This window comes from Gordonia sp. X0973 (assembly GCF_013348785.1).
In the GTDB taxonomy this organism is placed as follows: Bacteria; Actinomycetota; Actinomycetes; order Mycobacteriales; family Mycobacteriaceae; genus Gordonia.
The window spans coordinates 121,972-142,481 of record NZ_CP054691.1 but is presented as its reverse complement, the minus strand read 5'-3'; the positions used below and the strand labels follow the sequence as shown (position 1 = coordinate 142,481).

Below are 20,510 nucleotides of genomic sequence, written 5' to 3'. Positions count from 1 at the left end.
CTATGCCGGTTTTCGCCCGAATCGCCGCTGCCGCGGGTGACGGGCCCTAAATCGGCATCAGGTAGTGCTTGCGCGGGGCGCGGATGACCTGCTTGTCGCGCAGCTGGGCCAGCGCCTTGCGCAGCATCAGACGCGTCTGCGACGGCTCGATCACCGCGTCGATGTAGCCCTTCTCGGCCGCGAGATACGGGTTGGCCATCATCACGTTGTAGAAGTCGATGAAGTCCCGTCGCACCTTGTCCGCGTCGTGTGCGGAGAGACCCTCGGTCTGCCGACGCGTCAGCAGCACGGCGGCGGACTCGGCGCCCATCACCGCGATCTTCGCCGACGGCCACGCGAAGTTGAGGTCGGCGCCGAGCTGCTTGCAGCCCATCACCGCGTACGCGCCGCCGTAGGCCTTGCGCAGCACCACGGTGATCTTGGGGACGTCGGCCTCGACGTAGGCGTAGAGGAACTTGCCCGAGCGGCGAATCGTGCCCTTCGCCTCCTCCACGACGCCCGGCAGGATGCCCGGGGTGTCGACCAGGAAGACCAACGGGATGTTGAAGGCGTTGCAGATGCGGACGAACCGTGTCGCCTTCTCCGAGGCGTCGGTGTCCAGGGTCCCGGCCATGACGCTCGGCTGATTCGCGACGATCCCGACGCTCTGCCCGTCGACGCGGGCGAACCCGGTGATCAGGTTGGGTGCGAACAGCTCGGCGATCTCGTGGAAGGCGCCGTCGTCGAACAGGTGGAGGATCAGATCCTTCATGTCGTACCCGGCGTTGTCGCTGTCGGGCATGAAGTCGTTGAGTGCCAGATCGTTCTCGGTGGTCTCCGGCTCCAGACCGGGGTTGATCACCGGTGGCTTCTCGTGACAGGTCGACGGCATGTAGTCGAGGTATTCGCGGACCCAGTCGAACGCGGCCTTCTCGTCGGCTGCGACGTGGTGGATATTGCCCCATCGCGCCTGATTGTGCGCGCTGCCGAGGTCCTCGGCGGAGGTGTCCTCGCCGTTGACGGCCTTGAGGATGTCCGGGCCGGTCACGAACATGTAGCTCTTGTCCTCGACGCCGACGAGGATGTCGGTGTTCGCCGGGGTGTACACCGCGCCGCCGGCGCACTTGCCGAGGATGATCGAAACCTGCGGGGTGAGACCCGACAGCAATTCGTTGCGCCGACCCATCTCCGCGTACCAGGCGAGCGAGGTGACCGCGTCCTGGATCCTCGCTCCGGCCGAGTCGTTGATGCCGACGACGGGGCAGCCGGTCCGCGCGGCGAACTCCATGAGCGTGGACACCTTGCGGCCGAACATCTCCCCGACCGAGCCGCCCATGACCGACTGGTCGTGGGAGAAGGCGGCGACCGGACGCCCGTTGACCAGGCCGTGGCCGGTGACGACGCCGTCGCCGTAGCCCGTCTCCCCCGCACCGGGCGCCTTGACCAGGGCGCCGGTCTCGACGAAGGTCCCCGGGTCGAACAGCATGTTGAGGCGCTCACGCGGCGAGGCGATGCCCTTGGCCGCCCGCTTTGCGATCGCCTTGTCGCCGCCGGGCTCCTTGGAGGCCTCCAGCTTCTCGCGGAGGTCGGCCAGCTTCTGCGCCGTCGTCATGCTCATGACCCGAGTCCCTTCATACGGCCGGTCAGGTCCTTGCCGATCTTGCTGATGAACGGCTCGTCCACGATCGACAGGTGATCACCGCCGACGTGGACGATCTCGAGGTCGTCGACGACCTCGCTCCAGCGACCGTCCTCGTCGATCTCGGCCCATTTGGGCTCCAGCTCGATAGCGCCGTCGTGCATACGGTCGGCGCGGTACAGGATCACCTTGCCGTCGTAGGGTGCCGGCTCGATCTGGTCGAGGATCCGGTTCTCGATGAACGACGTCCGCTGGTGCTCGATGATGCCGCCGGGAATCTTGGTGTTGCTCATCGCCATCATCTCCATGATGATCGCGAACTGCCCCTCGTCGTCGGCCTCGACGAGGCGGTCCATCGGGATCGGCACGTCGGGATCGAGGTCGTAGTTGCGGATGGCGAAGTCTTTCCACCGCTCCAACCGCTCGCGCTTGGAATCGGGGGTCTCGACCAGATCCTCCTTCGGCCGGACCACGTCGATCAAGCCGATGAAGGCGACCTCCTCGCCCTCCTCGCGCAGGATCTGCGCCACGCCGTAGGCCAGCGCACCGCCGAAGGACCAGCCGACCAGGACGTACGGGCCGTGCGGCTGCACTTCGCGCAGCTTGGGCATGTACTCCCGGACCCGCTCCTCGATCGACCCTTCGACGCCGCGGTCGAAGCCGATGACGGGCTGGTCGTCGGGCAGGCGCTTCAGCAGTGCCTCGTAGGCCGACGTGTTGCCGCCAGCCGGGTGGAACAGCAGCACCGGAACCGGGTCGCCCTTGGCGGTGTCGTAGGACTTCTTGCCATCCGGCACCAGCCGCAGGTAGCGCAGGAACCCGTCCGTGGCCGCACCCGCGTCGAGGTACTGCCGGACGTACTCCGACATCTCCTCGATGGTCTCCGCATCGAGGATGTCCTCGACGTCGACGTCGCCGCCGGTGCGCTCGTTGAGCTTGTCGGTCAGCTTCTGCGCGACGGCCTCGTCGAGCACCGGCAGCTTGTTGAAGATGCCGCCCGCGGACTTGCCGGTGATCTGCGCGTACACACCGAAGGTGAGGCGCTCGGCCGCATCACGCGGCGGCACGTCCGAGCCGGCCGCCTCCGCCACCGCCGCCTGGCTGGTCAGGTCGAGCTTGGCGTCGGGTTCCGGCTTCTTCGTCTTCGTGCCGGCTTCCGACTTCGGCTCGCCTGGTCTCGATACGCTCGCCTCGGCTAGCGCCTCGTCGGGCACTCGACCACCATCAGCTGGCGCCTCGCCGTCGGTCGACGACTCCTTGGGCTCGGTCGGCGCGGCCTTGGTCGCCTTCGCCTCGATACCCTCGGCCTTTTCCTTGGCCAGCGTCTCGTCGATGTAGGCGTTGAGGGCCGCGGTATCGAGCTCGCCCTCGCCGGCCGCGTTCTCGTTCAGCATGTCGAGCTGATCGCGGTGGGTGACGGCGAAGGAGACGAACTTCTCGACGTCGGCCAGGCTCGCCTGCCGCATCGCCTGCAGCTGGAGCTGCGGGATGTCGAACTCGAACTCGACGCGGTTCTTGATGCGCACCGCCATCAACGAGTCCAGGCCCAGCTCGATCAGCGCGACCTCGCGCGGCAGATCCTCCGGGTCATAGCCCATCGACTCGCCGACGATGACCGCGAGCCGGTCGCCGACCTTCTCACCCGACGCCGGGTCCCACTTGTCACCGATGTTGTCGACGACCTCGTCCTCGATGACCACATTGTCGTCAGCGAAGGCGGCGGCTCCATGCGTACGTTCCGACTTCGGCTCACCGGGTCTCGATACACCGTTCTCGGCTAGCGCCTCGCCCGGCACTCGACCACCGTCGGTCGACACTCGACCACCGTCGGTCGACTCTCGACCACCGCCGGAGCCGGAAACGACGGCCTCGTAGACCAATCGGTACTGCTTGCCCTCGGGGGCGTAGACCGAGACCGATCCGCCGCCCGGGTGCGGGCTCAGGGTCGTGGTGAGGGTGCCCGACGTCGGGAAGTCGCCATGGGCTTCGCTGGCCCCGACAGTCGCGTCGGCGAAGACCTGCGAGGCGGCGGCCGCGACGAGCGCTCGCGGATCGTCGACCGCGGAGGCGTTGACCTCCCAGGCGTGTCGGCCGTCCGGCAGCGCGACGTGGCTGCCCGGAACCCGCCCGGCACCCGAACCGCTGGCGAGTTCGGCCTTGAGCCAATAGTCGCGACGGTCGAAGTGCGTGCGCGGGATGTCGGCGAAATCGCCGGTCCCGTACAGCGACGCCACGTCGACGGGGTGCCCGTGGACGTACAGCTTCATCAGCGCGTTGACGAGGCCGTAGCTCTCGTCCTCCTTGCGCTTGAGCGTCTCCACCAGCTCCGCGTCGTGCAATCCGGCGCTGAAGGTGACCGCGGCGACGGAGATCAGCACGGCCGGGTTCGGCGAGAGTTCGACGAAGGTCCGGTGGCCGTTCTCCACCGACTTCGCGATCGCCTGACTGAACCACACGCTGTGGCGCAGCCCCTTGAGGAAGTAGTCGATGGTGTGGACCGGCTCGTGGCCCGCCCGGTAGAAGGTCTCGCGGTCCACCGAGCTGTAGAAGCCGACCGTGGGGCGCTGCGGGTCGATACCGGTCAGCTCGTAGGCCAGCTCACCGAGCAGGGGATCCATCTGCGACGTGTGGCTCGCGCCCTTGGTCTGCAGTTTGCGGCCCAGCTTGCCCTCGGACTCTGCGCGGGCGACGATCGCGTCGACCTGCGGCTCCGGCCCACCGATCACGGTGTGCGTGGGTGCGGCGTAGACGCAGATCTCCAGGTCGGGGAAATCGGCGAGAACGCCCTCGATGTCCTCGGCGCTGTACTCGACGAGCGCCATGAGGCGGATGTCGTCGCCCTCCAGCATCGACTCGCCCTCGCCCATCAGGCGCGATCGCTGGCAGATGACGCGGGTGGCGTCCTCCAGCGAGAGTCCGCCGCTGATGTAGGCGGCCGAGGCCTCGCCCATCGAGTGCGGGACGAGCACGCCGGGCTGCGCACCGAAGTGACGCATGGTGTCGGCGAGCGCCACCTGGATCGTGTAGATGCCGACCTGGCTGGTCTCGATGCCGTAGGTCTGCTCGTCGTCGAGGAACATCTCGGCGATCGAGTAGCCCAGCTCGCGCTGCACGTACTCGTCGACGCGGTCCACGTTCTTCTTGAAGACCGGGTTCTCCAGGTACAGCTGCTTGGCCATCTTGCGGTGCTGCGAGCCGAACCCGGACAGTAGCCACACGGCCGACGCCGCGTCGGGGGCGTCGGCGGTGTAGACGATCGGGTTGTTCTTGCCCTCGGCAACCGCCTTCATGCCCTTGATCGCATCCTCGTGGGTGCGGGCCATGACGACGCTGCGGGTGCGACCGTGGTTGCGGTGCGCCAGCGCGCGACCGATGTCGACGAGCGGCGTGGCCTGCCCTTCGTCGGACTCCAACCATTCGACCAGGCGGGCGGCCGCCTTGCGGCGACGCGAGGAGACGAATCCGGAGACGACGAGCGGGATGACGCTTCCCTCGGCCGCGCACGGGGCGAATCCGTCGGCGGGATCGACCTCGACCTCCTCGGTCGGGGCCTCTTCCTTCTTCGCCTGCGCGGCCAGGACGGCGCGCTCGGCCTCGGTCAGGAACTCCTCGTCGTCGTCATCGTCGACATCGACCCCCGCCGGGACGACGGCGTTGGCCGCTTCCTCATCGTCGGCGACGACGGGCGGCGCCGGGTGGAGATCGCTGTCGAGGACCTCGCGCACGACGAGGTGCGCGTTGGTGCCGCCGAAGCCGAAGCCGGAGACGCCGGCGATGGCGTGCCCGCTGTAGCGCGGCCAGTCGGAGACCTCGGTGTTGACCTTGAGGCTCGTGGCCTCGAACTGGATGTACGGGTTGGGCCCGGCGTAGTTCAGCGAGGCCGGCAGCTTGTCCTTGGTCAGCGACAGCACCACCTTGGCCAGCGCACCCGCACCGGCGGCGGACTCCATGTGCCCGAAGTTGGTCTTGGCCGAGCCGAGCAGCGCCGGCTTGCCGAGTTCACGGCCCTTGCCGACGACGCGCCCGAGGGCGTCGGCCTCGATCGGGTCACCCAGGATCGTGCCGGTGCCGTGCGCCTCCACGTAGTCGACCGTGCGCGGATCGATGGCGGCGTCGGTGTACGCGTCGCGCAACACCTCGACCTGTGCCTCCGGGTTCGGCGCGAAGATGCCGTTGGACCGGCCGTCGGAGTTCACCGCCGAGCCGGCGATCACGGCGAGGACCTGGTCACCGTCGCGGCGGGCGTCGGCCATCCGCTTGAGGACGAACATGCCGCCGCCCTCGGAACGCACCATGCCGTCGGCATCCGACGAGAAGGCCTTGATGTGGCCGTCCTTGGCGACGGCGCCGATGGTGTCGAAACCGACCGTCGCGGCCGGGGTGAGGATCATGTTGACGCCGCCGGCGACGGCGACGTCGGATTCCCCGTCGCGCAGGCTCTGCACCGCCTGGTGGACCGAGACCAGCGACGACGAGCAGGCCGTGTCGACCGCGATCGAGGGGCCGTGGAAGTCGAAGAAGTACGACGTGCGGTTGGCGATGATCGAGGTGGCGGTACCGGTCAGGGCGTAGGCCGCCGTCTCGTCGGAGCCCTCGCCGAGGCCGAGCGCCGCGAGCAGCTGGTAGTCGTTGGTGGAGGTGCCGACGAAGACGCCGACGCGCCCGCCCTTGAGGTCGCTCGGCGGGATGTGGGCGTGTTCGAGCGCCTCCCACGTCAGCTCCAGCACGAGGCGCTGCTGCGGGTCGACCATCTCGACCTCGCGCGGACTCATCTGGAAGAAGTCGCCGTCGAAGGCCTTCACGTTGTCGAGGTAGCCGCCGCGCAGGTTGCGCTTCTCGAGCACCTCCAGCATCCGCGGATCGGCCTTGAACTCGAGCCAACGGTCGTCGGGGAGCTCGGAGATGCCGTCGCGCCCCTCGATGAGGGCCTCCCACGTCGACTCCGGCGTCTCACCGGCCTTCGGGAAACGGGTGGAGAAACCGACGATCGCGATGTCGTCGTCCGGGTTGCGCTCGCGCTCCCAGAAGGCGTCCACCTCGTGCAGGTGCTCGTCGGGGTCGCCCTCGATGATGCGCTTGGCCAACGAGGCGATCGTCGGGTGGTTGTAGACGACGGTCGCCGTCAGCACCACCCCGGTCTTGTCCTCGATGTCGCCGCCCAGGGCGACCGCGTCGCGCGAGGACAACCCGAACTCTTCCATCGGGCGGTCTTCGGAGATCTGGTCGACGGGCATACCCGTCGCCTGCGACACCCACTCACGGAGCCAATCGCGGAGTTCGGCGACGGTGAGGTCGCCGATGGTCTCCCCGTCGGTGCCGGTGGCATCGGGGGCAGTGGTCGACTCGCCGTCGCCGGCGTTATTCAATTCAGACATCGCAGCCCAGCCTACTGGTCGGGCGCATCCGGGAACGCGGTCTGCTGGTAACCACCACGCAGCGTGCCGTCGACATAGGCCGCCTTCGTCGCACGACGGGCGATCTTGCCGCTCGACGTACGCGGGATCGATCCGGCCGGGACCAGCAGCACGTCGCGGACCATCACTCCGTGACGCGAGGCGATCGCGGTGCGGACGGTGTCGGCGACCTCCTGCGGGTCGGTGCGCTTGCCCGGGCCGCGCTCGGCGACGATCACCAACTGCTCGGCGGCGTCGTCGGCATCGAACTTCAGGCCGCTCGCGGCGTTGTCGAAGACCACCTGCGGCAACTCGTTGGCCGGGACGGAGAACGCGGCGACGAAGCCGGGGCGCAGGGCCGTGCTGGCCTCCTGCGCGCTGAACTCCAGGTCCTGCGGGTAGTGGTTGCGACCGTCGACGATGACGAGGTCCTTCACGCGACCGGTGATGTACAGCTCGCCGTCGAGCCAGACGCCGTAGTCGCCGGTGGCCATCCACATGTCGTCGGGCTCGGTGCCCTCGGCGTGGCTGCCCGACTCCAGGGGCTTGCGCAGCTTGTTGTGGAAGGTCGCCTCGGTCTCGTCGACCTTGTTCCAGTAGCCCTTGCCGATGTTGAGGCCGTGCAGCCAGATCTCGCCGATGTCCCCGTCGGCGCGCTCGGCACCGGTTTCCGGGTCGACGATGACGGCCCACTGGCTCATCGCGACCTGGCCGCAGGAGACCTGCGCGACGGCGTTGGGCGCATCCTCGTCGACGACGGTGAGGTGCCCGGCGTTGAGGTCCTCGCGGTCGACGTAGATGATCTTGGCCTCGTTCTCACGCGCGGTGGCGGAGACGAAGAGGGTGGCCTCGGCCATGCCGTAACAGGGCTTGATCGCGGTCTTCGGCAGGCCGTACGGGGCGAAGGCGTCGTTGAACTTCTTCATCGAGCTGACCGTGACCGGCTCCGAGCCGTTGATCAGGCCGATGACGTTGGACAGGTCGAGTTCCTCGCCGTCCTTCGGCAACCCGCGGGCGGCGGCGTGCTCGAAGGCGAAGTTGGGGGCCGCCGCGAAGGTGCCCGCACCGTCGGTGTGGGCGGCGAGTTCCTTGATCCAGCGGCTCGGGCGGCGCACGAAGGCCGCCGGGCTCATGATCGTGATGAACTTTCCGCCGAGCGCGGGGAGGATCACCGTGATCAGGCCCATGTCGTGGAACATCGGCAGCCAGGTCACGCCGCGGGAGTTGAGGTCGATCTCGATGGTGTCGTAGATCTGCAGGGCGTTCGCGGCGACGGCGAGGTAGGTGATCTCCACGCCGGCCGGGACGCGCGTACTGCCCGAGGTGTACTGCAGGTAGGCGACGGTGTCCTTGTTGTGGTCCTTGCCGGCGACCGGGGCGACCCAGGTGGATCCGACCGAGTCGGGCACCGCGTCGACGGCGATGACGCGCGGGCGCTCCTTGGCCGGGCGGTCGGCGAAGAAGTCTCGGACGGCCTCGGCCGACTTGGTGGAGGTCAGGATGGCCGTCGGCTTGCAGTCGTCGAGGACGGCGTGCAGGCGGTCGGTGTGGCCGGGCTCGTCGGGCGAGAACAGCGGCACCGCGATATTGCTCGCGTACAGCGCCGCGAAGAAGCCGATCACGTACTCCAGCGACTGCGGGGCCAGGATCGCGACGCGGTCGCCGTGCTTGGTGACCTGCTGCAGACGGGCGGCGACGGCGCGCAGGCGCTTGCCGAACTGCGACCAAGTCAGATCCTGGTACTCCCCGTCGCGTTCACGGGAGTAGTCGACGAAGCGGTACGCCAGGGTGTCGGCCTGGTCGCGAACGTTGCGCTCGACGTAGTCGACGAGGGTCGCCTCCTCGTTGAAGGAGAGGTTGCCTTCCTCGTCGAGGAACTGTTCAAACTCGGTGTTCAGCATTCGTTCACTCCTGGGGGATGCCTCCCGATCGGCGGGGCGGCGCTTGGTCGGTCCCGTGGCCATACGGCGACGACGATCGGTTGGATCGTGACGCCCGGGCTGGGGAAGTCGGTCAGGTCGGTTCGAGATCGGTCCCCGGTCTATCACGCAGTACGACCAGCAGCGCCGCAGGGTTCCGCGGTCTGCCGGTCGGGTGCGGATCTCCGGCTATCTTACTCTCCCTTAAGAATCGGAATTATCGGTGCGAACGCATCCATCTGCGTCGGGAAGACCCCGACGAAGGACATGGACGTCCGTTCGCGCACGTTGCGGATCTGGTCGGCGATCTGCTCGAAGGAGCCGATCGCGATATACGGCGAGTTCAGGACGTCGTCGACGGTGAACTCGCAGTCGCGCTCGATGTTGGGGGGGTAACCCTGCGCGAGGGCCTTGAGGGCCATCTCCGCGGTGGCCTCCCGGTCGTCGGTGATGACGATGACGGCGATGGTCCAGTTCAGCTCGATGTCGTCGAACCGGTCGCCGGCCGCTTCGCGGATGCGGTCCACGCGGGCGGCCGTCTTGTCCAGGGTCATGTCGGAGAGCTTCATCTTGCCGTCCGGCGTCGTGCCCGGGGCGACGGAGATGATGTCGGCGTGCTTCGCGGCCAATGCCAGCATCTTGGGGCCGCCGCCGCCGACGGCGATCGGCGGGCGCGGGCCCTGACGCGGTCGGGGGCTGCCTTCGAGGCCCTTGATCTGGTAGAACTCGCCGTCGAAGTCGACGGTCTCGCCGCGCATCAGCCCGTCGAGAATCGTCAGCGCCTCGTCGAGTCGGCGGATGCGTTTTCCGGGCGACTCGAACTCGATCCCGGCCTTGTCGAACTCGTCCTTCATCCATCCGGCGCCGATGCCCAGCTCCAGCCGCCCCTTCGACAGGACGTCGATGGTGGTGGCCTCCTTGGCGAGGATCGCCGGGTGCCGGAATCCGTTGGCGAGCACCGAGGTGCCGAGGCGGATCGTGCTCGTCGCCTGCGTCAGCGCGCCGAGCGCGGCGAGCGGGCCGACCTGGTTGCCCAGGTGATCGGGGATGGCGAAGACGTCGAAGCCGTACTCCTCGGCCGTTTGGGCGAGTTGGACGAACTTGCGCGCGCCGCCCTCTTCCTTATTGCCCTCACCACCCGCACCGAAACGGAACTTCCGGGTCATCCGCTACCACTCCTGGGAATCGCGTACACAAACTTAACCGACGATACGGTACGCGGGAGTCCACCGACCGGCCAAATGTGCCGGATAGTGAACTGGGAATCGCAGATCAGAAGTGTTTTGGGTGTGGGGACGCATCGATGGTGCGCACGGCCCATGCGTACATCCATTGTGTCGCCGTCGCACCGTTGAGCTGCCAATACTTCGGTGTGGCATACATCGCATGAATCGGGTTGTGCGCGGCGTTGACGAGCTGCCCCACCGCGCGCAGCGGGTTGGCGATCGTCGGCGAATCGCAGATGAGGTCGCCGGGGGCGCAGATCTCCGCCACGCGGTCGCGCAGCGTGCCGAATCCGTCGACGCGTTGCCCGTTCATGGTGATACCCGGCACCAGGTTGTGGAATGCGCCGAGTGCGACTTCGGCGCCGACCCCGGGCGGATTGGGCCCGATGTTGGTCTGCTGGTCGGCGAGCCGACGACCGTCGGCGATCAGCCCGACGCCGCGGACGAGGTCCTCGTAGTCCGCGTCGAGGACGCCGCGCCCGTTGCCGATGATGCTCGCCACGTCGCCGCCGATCACCGCGCCCTGGGAGAAGCCCATGATCACGAAGGAGGTGATCGGGCAGCGCTTGTGCAGCGTGGTGATGTGCCCGGCGGTGCGCGCGTACCCCTGGCGCCGGGACACGTCGTAGTCGGCCTGCCGATCGGTCAGGTTTGTCGGGTTCCGGAACTCGGCCGTGTACGGGATCGTGTAGATCCGCGCCCGGCTGGCCGGGTACTTGTCGCTCAACGCCGAGGAGACCCGCAGCATCAGCGACTTCGGGTTGGCCCTCGGCTGGAAGGGGTCGTCGTTCGCCCTGGACTCCCACGTCCCCGGGACGACCACGACCTCGACGTCGGGGCAATCGGCCGCCTGGGCCGTCGGCCGCTGCGGTGGAGGCGGGGTCGGCGGCGGACCGGGCCGCTTCGGCGCGCACGCCCGCATCACCCACAGGATGATCGCGATGATCACGATCAACAGGAGCGCTAGCAGCAGCCAACGGCGCACCCGGCCGCGGTTCTTACTCATCTCAGATCAGCAGTAATTCTCTTGGGCGGCCCGAATAACCTTGTCCGCCTTGATGTTTGCCTGCTCGACAGTCTTCTCGCCGGGACCGACGGCCGCGACGACGAAAGCCTTCATCGACGTCGGATCGCCGTTCTTGCCGCGCTGGTCGCAGACGAACTGGGCCATGGTCAGGGCGATGGTGTCGTCGCTGTCACCCATGATGGTGACCTTCTCGCGCTTGAGCGCGTCCAGGTAGCGCTGGGCCTTGCTGCTGATCGGCTGCGTGGTCTTCGGGCTGGACGCCGGCGTCTTCGAACCGGGGAAGTCGCTGGGCTGGGTCGTCGACGGATTCGGCGCCGTCGCCGGCATACCCGGCTTGGCGGTGTCGGTGCCCGACGGCGGGTCGATCGCGGGCGACTCGAAATGCGTCGTCGTCACCTGCGCACCGGTGATCGGTGCCGACGCCGTCGAATCGTCGCCACCGCATCCAGAGCACACGCCCGCGACCAACGCCGCCGCAGATGCGGCGAGTGCGACTCGCTGCCACCCGTTCACATTTCCCACTTTCGCTATGCCAAATCCCGGGATTCTCAATCGCCCAGGTTACCTGCGTTCGGCGGGTAAACCGTGCACCGGCAACACTGAACTGGCAGTACGCGTCAGATTCTTTGCTAAGTCTCAGATCGCGGACAGCGACTAACCAGTTTGGCGCCTGTTTGGCGTTTCGTCCGGATTCCGAACCAAACGCCTAAGAGATCGCGACTATTTGCCGACGGACGCGCCGCGCGACGGGGTCCAGGTGATCTTGCCGCGCTGGAACTCGCTGACCTTGCCCTTGCGGTCCTTGGTCATCCGCTCGCTGCTGACCGGCAGGCCGAGCTTGCCGCCGGGGCCGCCCGCCGAGACGTAGGCGCCGCCGATCGCGCCGCCGACGATCTTGGGCCCCTTCGGCCCGGTGATGATGCGCCCGCCGCGGAAGTCCTGTGCGCGACCACCGGCCACCGAATACTCGGGGGTGAAGCACTCGCCCAGCAGCCGTTTGTTCGCGTTGTAGACCTTCTTGATGGCACCCGAGGTGCGGCAGGCGGGTCGGTCCTCGGCGAGGCCGAGAGCGCTGGCCGCCTGCGGCCACGCCTGCGTCATCTCGAACTGCCAATAGGGCCACGTGTGCGTGCCCGACGGGCGGTACACCGCCTGCCCGGGGATCCCCTTGCGGTTGAGTTCGGTGGCGAACTGCTGCGACGTGACGCGCGAGAGCAGTTCCAGGCCGACGCCGGAGTAGTTGGTGGCCAACAGCGGGATGTCGGTCGGCTTGTCATGCGGGCCGACGATGCCGTTGCCCGACGAGATGTAGAGGCTCGTCCCGTTCAGCTTGTCCGCGAGCAGATACGGGTCGTGTGCGGCCCACGCCGGGTTGCTGGGCAATCCGAACATCTTCTGGGCGTCGTATCCACCGGCGTCGTTCATCGCGAACTGGATGGCCGGCTGCATCCCCAGGGAGGTCATCTGCAGGATCCCGGAGAAGGAGGCGACGAACTTGTAGAAGCCGGGATTGCGGGCCGCGAGCATCATCGCGGCGGTGCCGCCCATCGACAGCCCCTCGACGCCGCGCACGGCGGTGCTGCGCCAATCCCGCTCGATCACCGTCGGGAGTTCACGGATGAGGAAGGTCTCCCACTTGTAGTTCTTGCCCTTGTCGGGCTGCAGCCAGTCGGTGTAGAAGCTCGACTCGCCGCCGACCGGCAGGATCACGTTGAGGTTCTTGTCGGCGTAGAAATCGGCGACGTTCGTGTTGATGATCCAGCCGTTCTGGTCATCCTGGGCGCGCAGACCGTCGAGCATCGTCATCTGCGGGAACTTGGCCGTCGGGCGCGACCACCAGTCCCGGGCGAGCAGCACTTGCACCTGGATGTCGGTGTCCATCGCCGGGGAATGCACCCAGAGCGCGACGCGACGATCGCTGTACCAGTAGGTCTTGGTGACTCGGACATCCGACGGTGCCGGTGCGGCGGCCGGCGGTGCGGCTGGCCCCGGTTTCGGCGCGGCACGTCCGGGACCCGGCGGGCCGGGCTTGGCCGGCGGTGGGTTGGGCGCGGGCGGCGGGGCCGGGTTCGCGGGATTCGCCGGCAACGGGTTCGGCGGCGGAGCCGGTGCAGGTGGGGGTACCGGGGCCGCGGCGGGCGGCGGTGCGGCCGGAGCCGGAGCCGGCGGCGCGGCCATTGTCGGCGCGACGAGGGGCAGTGTCAGCGCAGCCGAGAGCACGCACGCGGAAGCCGCGGTCGCCCATCGCGCACTCAACGGTCGAGCACCCCGCATCCTCACCGACACTTCTCCTCCAGCCCCTATCGCGCGCACAGCCCAAACAGCGCGCCCTCCGTGTCGTTCATACACGGAGGGCGCGCTGATTTGGTTATGCCACGCTGTTACAGGTGGGATTTCTGTTACTAGAGGTGCGGGCCGACGTGGCCCGGACCGCTAGCGGAAGAAGCCGCGGGACTTCGCGTTCCAGACCATGTCCTGCCAGTAGCCCCACGCGTGGGTGCCGTTGGCGTCGTAGGTCATCACCGGCAGACCCGAGAGTGCCGCGGCAGCCTCGAATGCCTTGGCCTGCGTGAAGGCCAGGAACTCCAGCGTGGAGCCCTTGAACAGGTCGTCGAAGACGTTGGGCAGCGCGTTGTACCTGCCGAACAGGCCGTTGCCCGAACCGACGAAGATCTTCATCCCGTGCATGTTGCCGATGTTCCACATCGGGTCGTTCTGGAACCACTGCAGACCCCAGACCGGCCACATCGAGTCGACGTTCCACGGCTTCGGGTCGACGTCGAGCATCGCCAGCCGGATCATCGTGCGCATACCGGGCGCGGAGAGGAAATTGTAGCCCGACAGCGAGCCGGCGCGGTCGAAGTTCCGACGATTCTGCGCGCCGATCGACAGCGCGGCGTTGCCGCCCATCGACAGGCCCATGATCGCGTACTTCTTACTGCGGCCGACGCGGTAGCCGCGGCGGTCGAGGCCCTTGATCAGGGTGTTGGTGATGACACAGTTCCACCGGTAGCGGTAGCGCTGCCCGTTGAAGTTACTCGGGGCCACCCAGTCGGTGTAGAAGCTCGCGGGGCCGCCGATCGGTTCGACGACGTTGACGCCCGAGCGGACCATCTCCTGGATGTTGGTGTTGATCTCCCAGCCGCTGTAGTCGTACTGGGCGCGCATGCCGTCGAGCATGATGACGGTCTTGTAGTTGCCCTTGCGCTTCCAGGCGCGCACCTTGACCTTGGGCATGCCGCAACCGTTGACGTAGAAGGTCTCCAGACCCACCTGCGTTCCACCGATGCGAGCCGAGGCCTCACCACCGCCGACGCCGATCAGTCCGACGGCAGTCGCCACCGAGACCGTCAGGGCCAGCAGGCTCGTCCTCATCTTCGTCGTCTTAGACGCAGTCTTCGACATATCGGCTGAACTCTCCATCTCCTCCGAGCCCGGTTTCCCGGCTCGGTTCCCTTGCTCCCGTCGACACTGGGCCGCCGGTGCTCCGGTCGATTACACATCGGTTCGACGCTTCCGCGCACGGCGAAGTCGCGAACCGCAACGCTTAAGGATGGTATTGCAACGGGTTTGTTACTCACAAACTCGTCATAGCTGTGACCGCACACACTTTGGCCAGCAAAACATCCTCGGTAAACCTATCGTCCCAGGTGCGCGCCCGATAGCCCCCGGCGCGAAGTTGACAGGAAACCGGCAGGTATCCGATCACTCCCGCCCCATCCGCCGCGCGAACCACCCTGTCGCGCCGGTCGGGCCTACTTCGCCGGAAGGGTCGACTCCGGCATCTTCAGACCGCACCGCTCGATCTCGTACTCCGGAATCCGGGAGATCCGGTAGTCGGTGAACCCGAAGGACTGGCGAAGGCTGCTCTTGAACCGCTTGAGCGTGAACGGCTTCTCCTTGTACGACGCGATGCGGTCGCGCGTGGCCGGGCAGGTCAACGCCACCTGTGCCTGCTGCACCTTGTCCTGGCTCAGGAACAGCGGCAGGTACGGGTACCGGTTGACGCCGCCCGACTCGGCGACGACCCACTCGGTCGGCAGGATCTTGTCGTGCCCGATACGGCCGTCGGACAGACGGTCGGTGTGTGCCGCGATCGGGTAGGCCAGACCCATCTGGTCGACCACGCGTACGTCGAGGGGCGCGTTCATCCCCGTCATGCCCAGGTTCAGGAAGTACACGGTCACCTGGCGCTTGGTATTCGGCGGCATCTTGTCCGGCAGGCGGGCAAAATACCACTCGTCGTAGTTCGGCGACGCGATGAGGACCGCGCCGTCGTCGTGGAACTTGTCGATCGCCTCGACCATCGCGCGCATGCGCGGGAACTCGAGGTAGTCCTGCCCGGTGATCGGGTTGGGGTTGCCCATGTTGACCGCGTAGAAGCGGCGTTCGTCGACGATCCCGACGCGGCCGATGTCGAGGCCCTCGCCCTCCAGGGTGTTCTCGTGGACGACGATTGCCCAGGTCACCGTCGCGATCCACACGAGGCCCAGCAACACCGCCCCGCCCAGCGCGGTGCGGGTCTTGGTCCGAACCACCTCGTCGGCGGGGCTCTGCGGCGCGCGCCAGGCCAGACGGACGTGCTCGGGGATCGTCACCGGGACGACCATGACGGGCAGCAGCAGGATGAACAGCGGGGTGAGCAGCACGCGGGCGTGCATGAAGTCGCCGCCCTGGCGCAGCCAGTAGAGCGTCAACAGCACGCCGGCGACCAGCACGACCAACACGACCGTGCGTGGTTGGCGCAGCTGCGACTGCCACCGCGACAGCCGTCCACCGGCAGCGGTCTCGTCGTCGGCAATCGCCGTCGCGACCGTCTCCTCGTCGGGCTTGGCATGCCGCCCGCGCGAGGATGCCACCGCATCGGAACCGGGGTGGGCGGTATCGACGGCGACGGCCCGGTTGGCGCGGCGCGCGTAGAGCAACCATCCGGCGGCGACCAGGGCGAGCACCACCGGCAGCAGCAGGACGTACGGGCCGAACATGTTGGCCAGGTATTTGAAGCCCTGCCCCCACTTGGAGCCCGAGGCATCCTTCGCGATGGCCGGATTCGGCACCAGCACGGCGTAGTAGCCCATCCGGAACACCTGGTAAGCGACGGGCAGGAACCCGGCGACGGCGGCGACGGCAACCCGCATCCGCCACGACATCGGCGAGCAGACCAGCACCAACAGGACCAGACCGCCGAGCACGGTGATCTCGGGGCGGATCAGCGGTGCCAGACCCGCGACGAAGGCCAGCACCAGGATGTGCAGGTTCTCGCGTCGGCCCGGCTCGCGCCGCGACCAGGCGAGGAAGAGACACCACAGCCCGGCCACCCAGAAGATCGTCAGCCCGTTCTCCAGGCCGCTGGTCACGAAGTCGCGCGCGGGCGGAAGGGCGATGTAGATGATCGAGCCCAGCGGCAGCAGCAGCGAGAGGCCGCCGGCCGCCGAGACCGACGGCCAGTACAGCCGTGCGGTGCCGTACATCGCCAGCGGGATCGCGAGCACCGAGAGCGTGAACGCGACCCAGATCGCCACCCACTCGATCTGACCGCCGGTGATCCAGGAGAAGAACCACATCACGTAGGTCCACGCGGTCGACGTGTTGACCTCGACCCGCTCGCCCGCGTTGAATACCGGGCCGTTGCCGGCCAGCAGGTTGCGAACGGTGCGCAGGACGATCAGACCGTCGTCGGCATTCCACCGACGCTGCCAACCGCCGATCGCGAACAACGTCGTCACGGCGATCACGCCGACGAGGAAACTGCCGATCGCGATGCGCTTGCGCGGCCGGGTACTCGAATCGGCAGGTGCGGTGCTCACAGGCTCAGTGATGCCAGTGCGGGTAGGCGTAGACGGCGACACCCACGCATACTATCCACGCGACGGCGAGGACCTGAAGGACGCGGTCGCCCAGGGCGATCTCCTCGGGCTCCCCGGCCTCGCCCCCGTCGACGTCGACGGCGTAGCGCAGGATCGCGATGGTGAACGGGACCATCGACAGCGTGCGGAAGACGTTGTCGCTGGGACGACCGGTCCCATCCTCGGACTGCAACGCCCACAGGCCGTAGAACACGACGACGGCCGTGGCCGAGAGCGTCCAGACGAACCGCAGGTAGGTCGTGGTGTAGTACTCCAACGACTTGCGGATCTTCGCACCGGTCTGTTCGGCGAGCTGCAGTTCCGCGTAACGCTTGCCGGCCGCCATGAACAGCGAGCCGAAGGCCATGACCAGCAGGAACCAGTTGGACAGGATGATCGACGTCGCGGTACCGCCGGCGATGGCGCGTAGCAGGAAGCCCGACGAGACGATCGCGATGTCGAGCACCGCCTGGTGCTTGAGGCCGACGCAGTACGCGATCTGGATCGCCAGGTAGACGCCGATGACGACGGCGGTCTGCCAATTGGCTAGCAGCGCGACCAGGATTGAACCGACCGCGAACACCACGAAGAGCGCGTAGGCGAGGCCGATGGGGACGACGCCGGCGGCGATCGGTCGGTAGCGCTTGGTCGGGTGGTTGCGGTCCGCCTCCACGTCGAGGCTGTCGTTGAGCAGGTAGATCGCCGACGCGGCCAGGCAGAACGCCACGAACGCCAAGCCCGCCCCGCGCCACATGTCGGCGTTGTCGAAGGATAGCTTCCCGGAGACGATCGGCGCCGCCAGGACCAGGACGTTCTTCACCCACTGCCGCGGGCGGATGGCCTTGACCAGACCGGTCGCCAGGTTCTTCGGGGGACCCACAACCTTGCCGTGCTCGATCGGCTCCTCGCTCATCAGACTCCCGGCTTTCTGTACGCGAACAATTTCTGTGCCAACGCTGTGTCGCCCAATAGTTTGTCACCCACGATCACGGCGCCGGCACTCGCCGCACCGATCGCGGCCCCGGCCAGCACATCGGTCGGGTAGTGGACGCCCAACACCAGCCGCGAGACCAGCATCGGCGGCACGATCACGGCGGGCAGCGTGGTCGGCTTGAGACCGGCCGCGCGGCCGAGCAGGATCGCGGCCGCCGTCGTCGACGTGGCGTGCGACGACGGGAAGCTCAGCTTGCTCGGCGTCCCGACGCCGACCTTGATGTCGGGGTGGTCGGGCCGCGGACGGCGCACCACGCGCTTGATGATCACCGACGCGGCATGCGCGCCGAACGCGCCGACGCCGGCCTCGATGTAGCGGCGCTTGGCGGTCTCGTCCCCGCGACGGCTCGCCAGCAGGGCTCCGGCACCGGCCAGCGCCAACCAGCCGAGCGAGTGCTCGCCGAAGTGGGAGAGGCCGCGGGCGGCCTTCACCGTCGCGGGTCGGGTGATGGCGGACTGGATCGCGACCAGGAGCGCGGCCTCGCCCGACGCCTTGCCCGTCGGCGCGACGGCGGTCGGGGCGGTCGGCTCGGGGACGGCCGAGAGCTCAGTCGATTCCGAAGACATTCGCCCAGCTTTCCTTACTGGTGAGGTCCGCGTGGGCGGCCCGGTACTTCTGCTTCATCTCGGGGAAGCGCTCGCGCAGCTCTTTGACGAGCGCGGCGGACTCCTTGCCGAGGGCGTAGGCCTTGTCGCGGTCGCGCTGGCGGTAGACCACACCGCGACCGTCGGCCGTCGTCACGGTCACACCGTCGACGCGGCCGAGCGAGAACCAGCGGGCCTCCACCGGCGGGTAGTTGGCCTGCGGCACCTCGTGGTGGCGCGGGTCGGCCGGGCGCAGGTTGTTGCGGAGGGCCTTGGCCAGGGTGAGCACCTTGACGACCGGGTTCTTCGGCTCGTTGACGCCCAACGCCGTTGCCTCGCCGGTGGCCTTCGGCAGTTCCGTCGCCGAATCGAGGACCACCGCGTCGGGGAATTCCTTGCGCATCCCGGCGACCTTGCCCAACGCGGTCGGCAGGATGGAGCGGATGTGGTCGGGGCCGGCGAGGAAGTCGCGGATCGCCTCGTTCTGGATGGCGACGGTCGAGTACTCCAGGCACAGCAGGTGCTTGGCGGTGGCCTTGGCCATCGAGGTGAGGATGCCGTTGATCGGGCCGTCGTGGTGGATCGACGCGACGACGAGCCGGTTGCGCAGGTGGAAGTAGGCCTGCCAGTCGATGGCGTCGTCCTTGTCGCTCCAGGCCATATGCCAGATCGCGATGCCGGGCACCGTCGCCGTCGGGTAACCGGCGTTCGCGGCGCGCAGCGCGAACTCCCAGTCGTCCCACTTGATGAACAGCGGCATGGGCAGGCCGATCGTCTCCGCGCATTCGCGCGGGATCATGCACATCCACCAGCCGTTGCCCTCGACGTCGATGCGCCGGTGCAGGTTCTTCGAGTTGTCCCGGTCGCTCATCGGATACTTGGCGAAGTCGTGGTCGTATTCGACGAACGGCGCCGCGGTCCACATGAACGTGTGGCGGTTGATGACCTCGCCCATGCAGTGCAGGTGGCTGCGGTCCTGCAGGTTCAGCATCTGACCGCCGACGAGCATCGGGGTCTTCGCGAACCGCGACATGGCCAGCGCGCGCAGGATCGAGTCCGGCTCGATCGCGATGTCGTCGTCCATGTACAGGATGTAGGGGCTGTCGGTCAGGCGCAGCGCCTCGTACATGATCCGCGAGTAGCCGCCGGAGCCGCCGAGGTTGCCCTGGTCGAACATGTGCAGGCGCTTGCCGAGGCGTGCCGACGCCTCGTCGAAACCGGGTTCGTCGACGACCTTGCGGGTGCCCTGATCGGGCATGATGACCGCGTCGATGACCGCGTCGACCATCGGGTCGCTGGTCAGCGCGGCGAGCGCCGCCACCGCGTCGGTGGGCCGGTTGAACGTCGGGATGCCGACGGTGACGCGCTTGTCCTTGCCGCCCTCTTCCGGGGTCGGAGCGGGGTTCGGCGAGTACCAGCCGGCGCTGGTGATCTCGGTGTCGGTGTCGGTCGTGATGTCGAACCAGATCCAGCCGCCGTCCTCGAACGGGCCGAGGTCGAGTTCGAATTCGATGGCGCCGCGGCCGTTCTCGTCGACGGGCACGAGGTCGCCGCCGATGCCGATGCGCGAGCCGTCGATCTTGGAGCGGTAGAGGTCGACGCGGGCGGTGCCGGTGATCTCGACGCGCAGCACCACCGTCTTGAGCGTCGTCCAGCGCCGCCAATAGGAGGCGGCGAAGGCGTTGAAGTAGGTGGCGAAGCTGACCTCGGACTCGCCGCCGATGGTCACCGACGTGCGCGACGGGGAGTGGGCCCGGCGGTTGTTGCCGTCGGCCTCGACGAGGTAGAGCGAGCGGACGTCGAGGGGCTCGCCCGGGCGCGGGAAGATGACGCGCTGCAGGAGTTCGACGGCCTTCGACGCGGGCTTCGCGGCGGCCTTCTTCTTCTGGATAGCTGTGGTCAT

Annotated in this window: 12 protein-coding genes; all 12 read right to left on the bottom strand. The window is 67.7% G+C overall.

Going from position 1 to position 20,510, the window contains the following annotated elements; translation table 11 throughout:
* Positions 1–46: 46 nt before the first annotated feature.
* The 12 genes from HUN08_RS00650 to HUN08_RS00595 all read right to left on the bottom strand — a co-directional run bounded on the left by HUN08_RS00650 (position 47) and on the right by HUN08_RS00595 (position 20,510).
* Complete coding sequence (locus tag HUN08_RS00650) at positions 47–1,597, bottom strand: acyl-CoA carboxylase subunit beta (RefSeq protein ID WP_124246021.1); 1,551 nt, start codon at positions 1,595–1,597, stop codon at positions 47–49.
* The gene (pks13, locus tag HUN08_RS00645) at positions 1,594–6,993 is read right to left on the bottom strand and encodes a polyketide synthase Pks13 (protein WP_124246022.1); all 5,400 of its coding nucleotides are present in this window, start codon (positions 6,991–6,993) and stop codon (positions 1,594–1,596) included. The genes HUN08_RS00650 and pks13 overlap by 4 nt, the downstream gene beginning before the upstream one ends.
* Positions 6,994–7,004: 11 nt before the next feature.
* Positions 7,005–8,912: a long-chain-fatty-acid--AMP ligase FadD32 gene (gene fadD32, locus HUN08_RS00640; RefSeq protein WP_124246023.1), complete on the bottom strand. Its 1,908-nt coding sequence runs from the start codon at positions 8,910–8,912 to the stop codon at positions 7,005–7,007.
* A gap of 212 nt (positions 8,913–9,124) precedes the next feature.
* Positions 9,125–10,096 (bottom strand): LLM class F420-dependent oxidoreductase, encoded by a 972-nt coding sequence (locus tag HUN08_RS00635; protein WP_124246024.1) that lies wholly within the window; start codon positions 10,094–10,096, stop codon positions 9,125–9,127.
* Positions 10,097–10,202: 106 nt separating this feature from the next.
* Positions 10,203–11,162, bottom strand: coding sequence for a cutinase family protein (locus HUN08_RS00630; RefSeq protein ID WP_124246025.1), 960 nt, complete (start codon positions 11,160–11,162; stop codon positions 10,203–10,205).
* Between the two features lie 6 nt (positions 11,163–11,168).
* Positions 11,169–11,705, bottom strand: coding sequence for a DUF732 domain-containing protein (locus HUN08_RS00625; protein WP_301546816.1), 537 nt, complete (start codon positions 11,703–11,705; stop codon positions 11,169–11,171).
* A gap of 198 nt (positions 11,706–11,903) precedes the next feature.
* Positions 11,904–13,361 carry an alpha/beta hydrolase-fold protein gene (locus tag HUN08_RS00620; protein ID WP_301547019.1) on the bottom strand — a complete coding sequence of 486 codons (1,458 nt, stop codon included), beginning with the start codon at positions 13,359–13,361 and terminating at the stop codon, positions 11,904–11,906.
* Between the two features lie 255 nt (positions 13,362–13,616).
* Complete coding sequence (locus HUN08_RS00615; RefSeq protein WP_124246027.1) at positions 13,617–14,588, bottom strand: alpha/beta hydrolase family protein; 972 nt, start codon at positions 14,586–14,588, stop codon at positions 13,617–13,619.
* Positions 14,589–14,938: 350 nt separating this feature from the next.
* Positions 14,939–16,990, bottom strand: a complete 2,052-nt coding sequence (locus HUN08_RS00610) for a hypothetical protein (protein ID WP_301546815.1) — start codon at positions 16,988–16,990, stop codon at positions 14,939–14,941.
* 4 nt (positions 16,991–16,994) lie between these two features.
* On the bottom strand, positions 16,995–17,942 hold the full coding sequence (locus HUN08_RS00605; protein WP_124246028.1) for a decaprenyl-phosphate phosphoribosyltransferase: 948 nt from the start codon (positions 17,940–17,942) through the stop codon (positions 16,995–16,997).
* Entirely contained in the window at positions 17,942–18,589 is a 648-nt protein-coding gene (locus HUN08_RS00600) for a phosphatase PAP2 family protein (protein WP_124246029.1), read from the bottom strand. Before HUN08_RS00600 ends, HUN08_RS00605 begins: the two co-directional genes overlap by 1 nt.
* Positions 18,570–20,510, bottom strand: a complete 1,941-nt coding sequence (locus HUN08_RS00595; RefSeq protein ID WP_124246030.1) for a glycosyltransferase — start codon at positions 20,508–20,510, stop codon at positions 18,570–18,572. The genes HUN08_RS00600 and HUN08_RS00595 overlap by 20 nt, the downstream gene beginning before the upstream one ends.

Excerpts from the sequence above, each read along its gene's own strand:
- HUN08_RS00630 (WP_124246025.1), bottom strand. The coding sequence starts at position 11,162 with ATGAGTAAGAACCGCGGCCGGGTGCGCCGTTGGCTGCTGCTAGCGCTC.
- pks13 (WP_124246022.1), bottom strand. The coding sequence starts at position 6,993 with ATGTCTGAATTGAATAACGCCGGCGACGGCGAGTCGACCACTGCCCCC.
- HUN08_RS00615 (WP_124246027.1), bottom strand. The coding sequence starts at position 14,588 with ATGTCGAAGACTGCGTCTAAGACGACGAAGATGAGGACGAGCCTGCTG.
- fadD32 (WP_124246023.1), bottom strand. The coding sequence starts at position 8,912 with ATGCTGAACACCGAGTTTGAACAGTTCCTCGACGAGGAAGGCAACCTC.
- HUN08_RS00605 (WP_124246028.1), bottom strand. The coding sequence starts at position 17,942 with ATGAGCGAGGAGCCGATCGAGCACGGCAAGGTTGTGGGTCCCCCGAAG.
- HUN08_RS00600 (WP_124246029.1), bottom strand. The coding sequence starts at position 18,589 with ATGTCTTCGGAATCGACTGAGCTCTCGGCCGTCCCCGAGCCGACCGCC.
- HUN08_RS00635 (WP_124246024.1), bottom strand. The coding sequence starts at position 10,096 with ATGACCCGGAAGTTCCGTTTCGGTGCGGGTGGTGAGGGCAATAAGGAA.
- HUN08_RS00650 (WP_124246021.1), bottom strand. The coding sequence starts at position 1,597 with ATGAGCATGACGACGGCGCAGAAGCTGGCCGACCTCCGCGAGAAGCTG.
- HUN08_RS00620 (WP_301547019.1), bottom strand. The coding sequence starts at position 13,361 with ATGGCCGCGCCGCCGGCTCCGGCTCCGGCCGCACCGCCGCCCGCCGCG.
- HUN08_RS00595 (WP_124246030.1), bottom strand. The coding sequence starts at position 20,510 with ATGACCACAGCTATCCAGAAGAAGAAGGCCGCCGCGAAGCCCGCGTCG.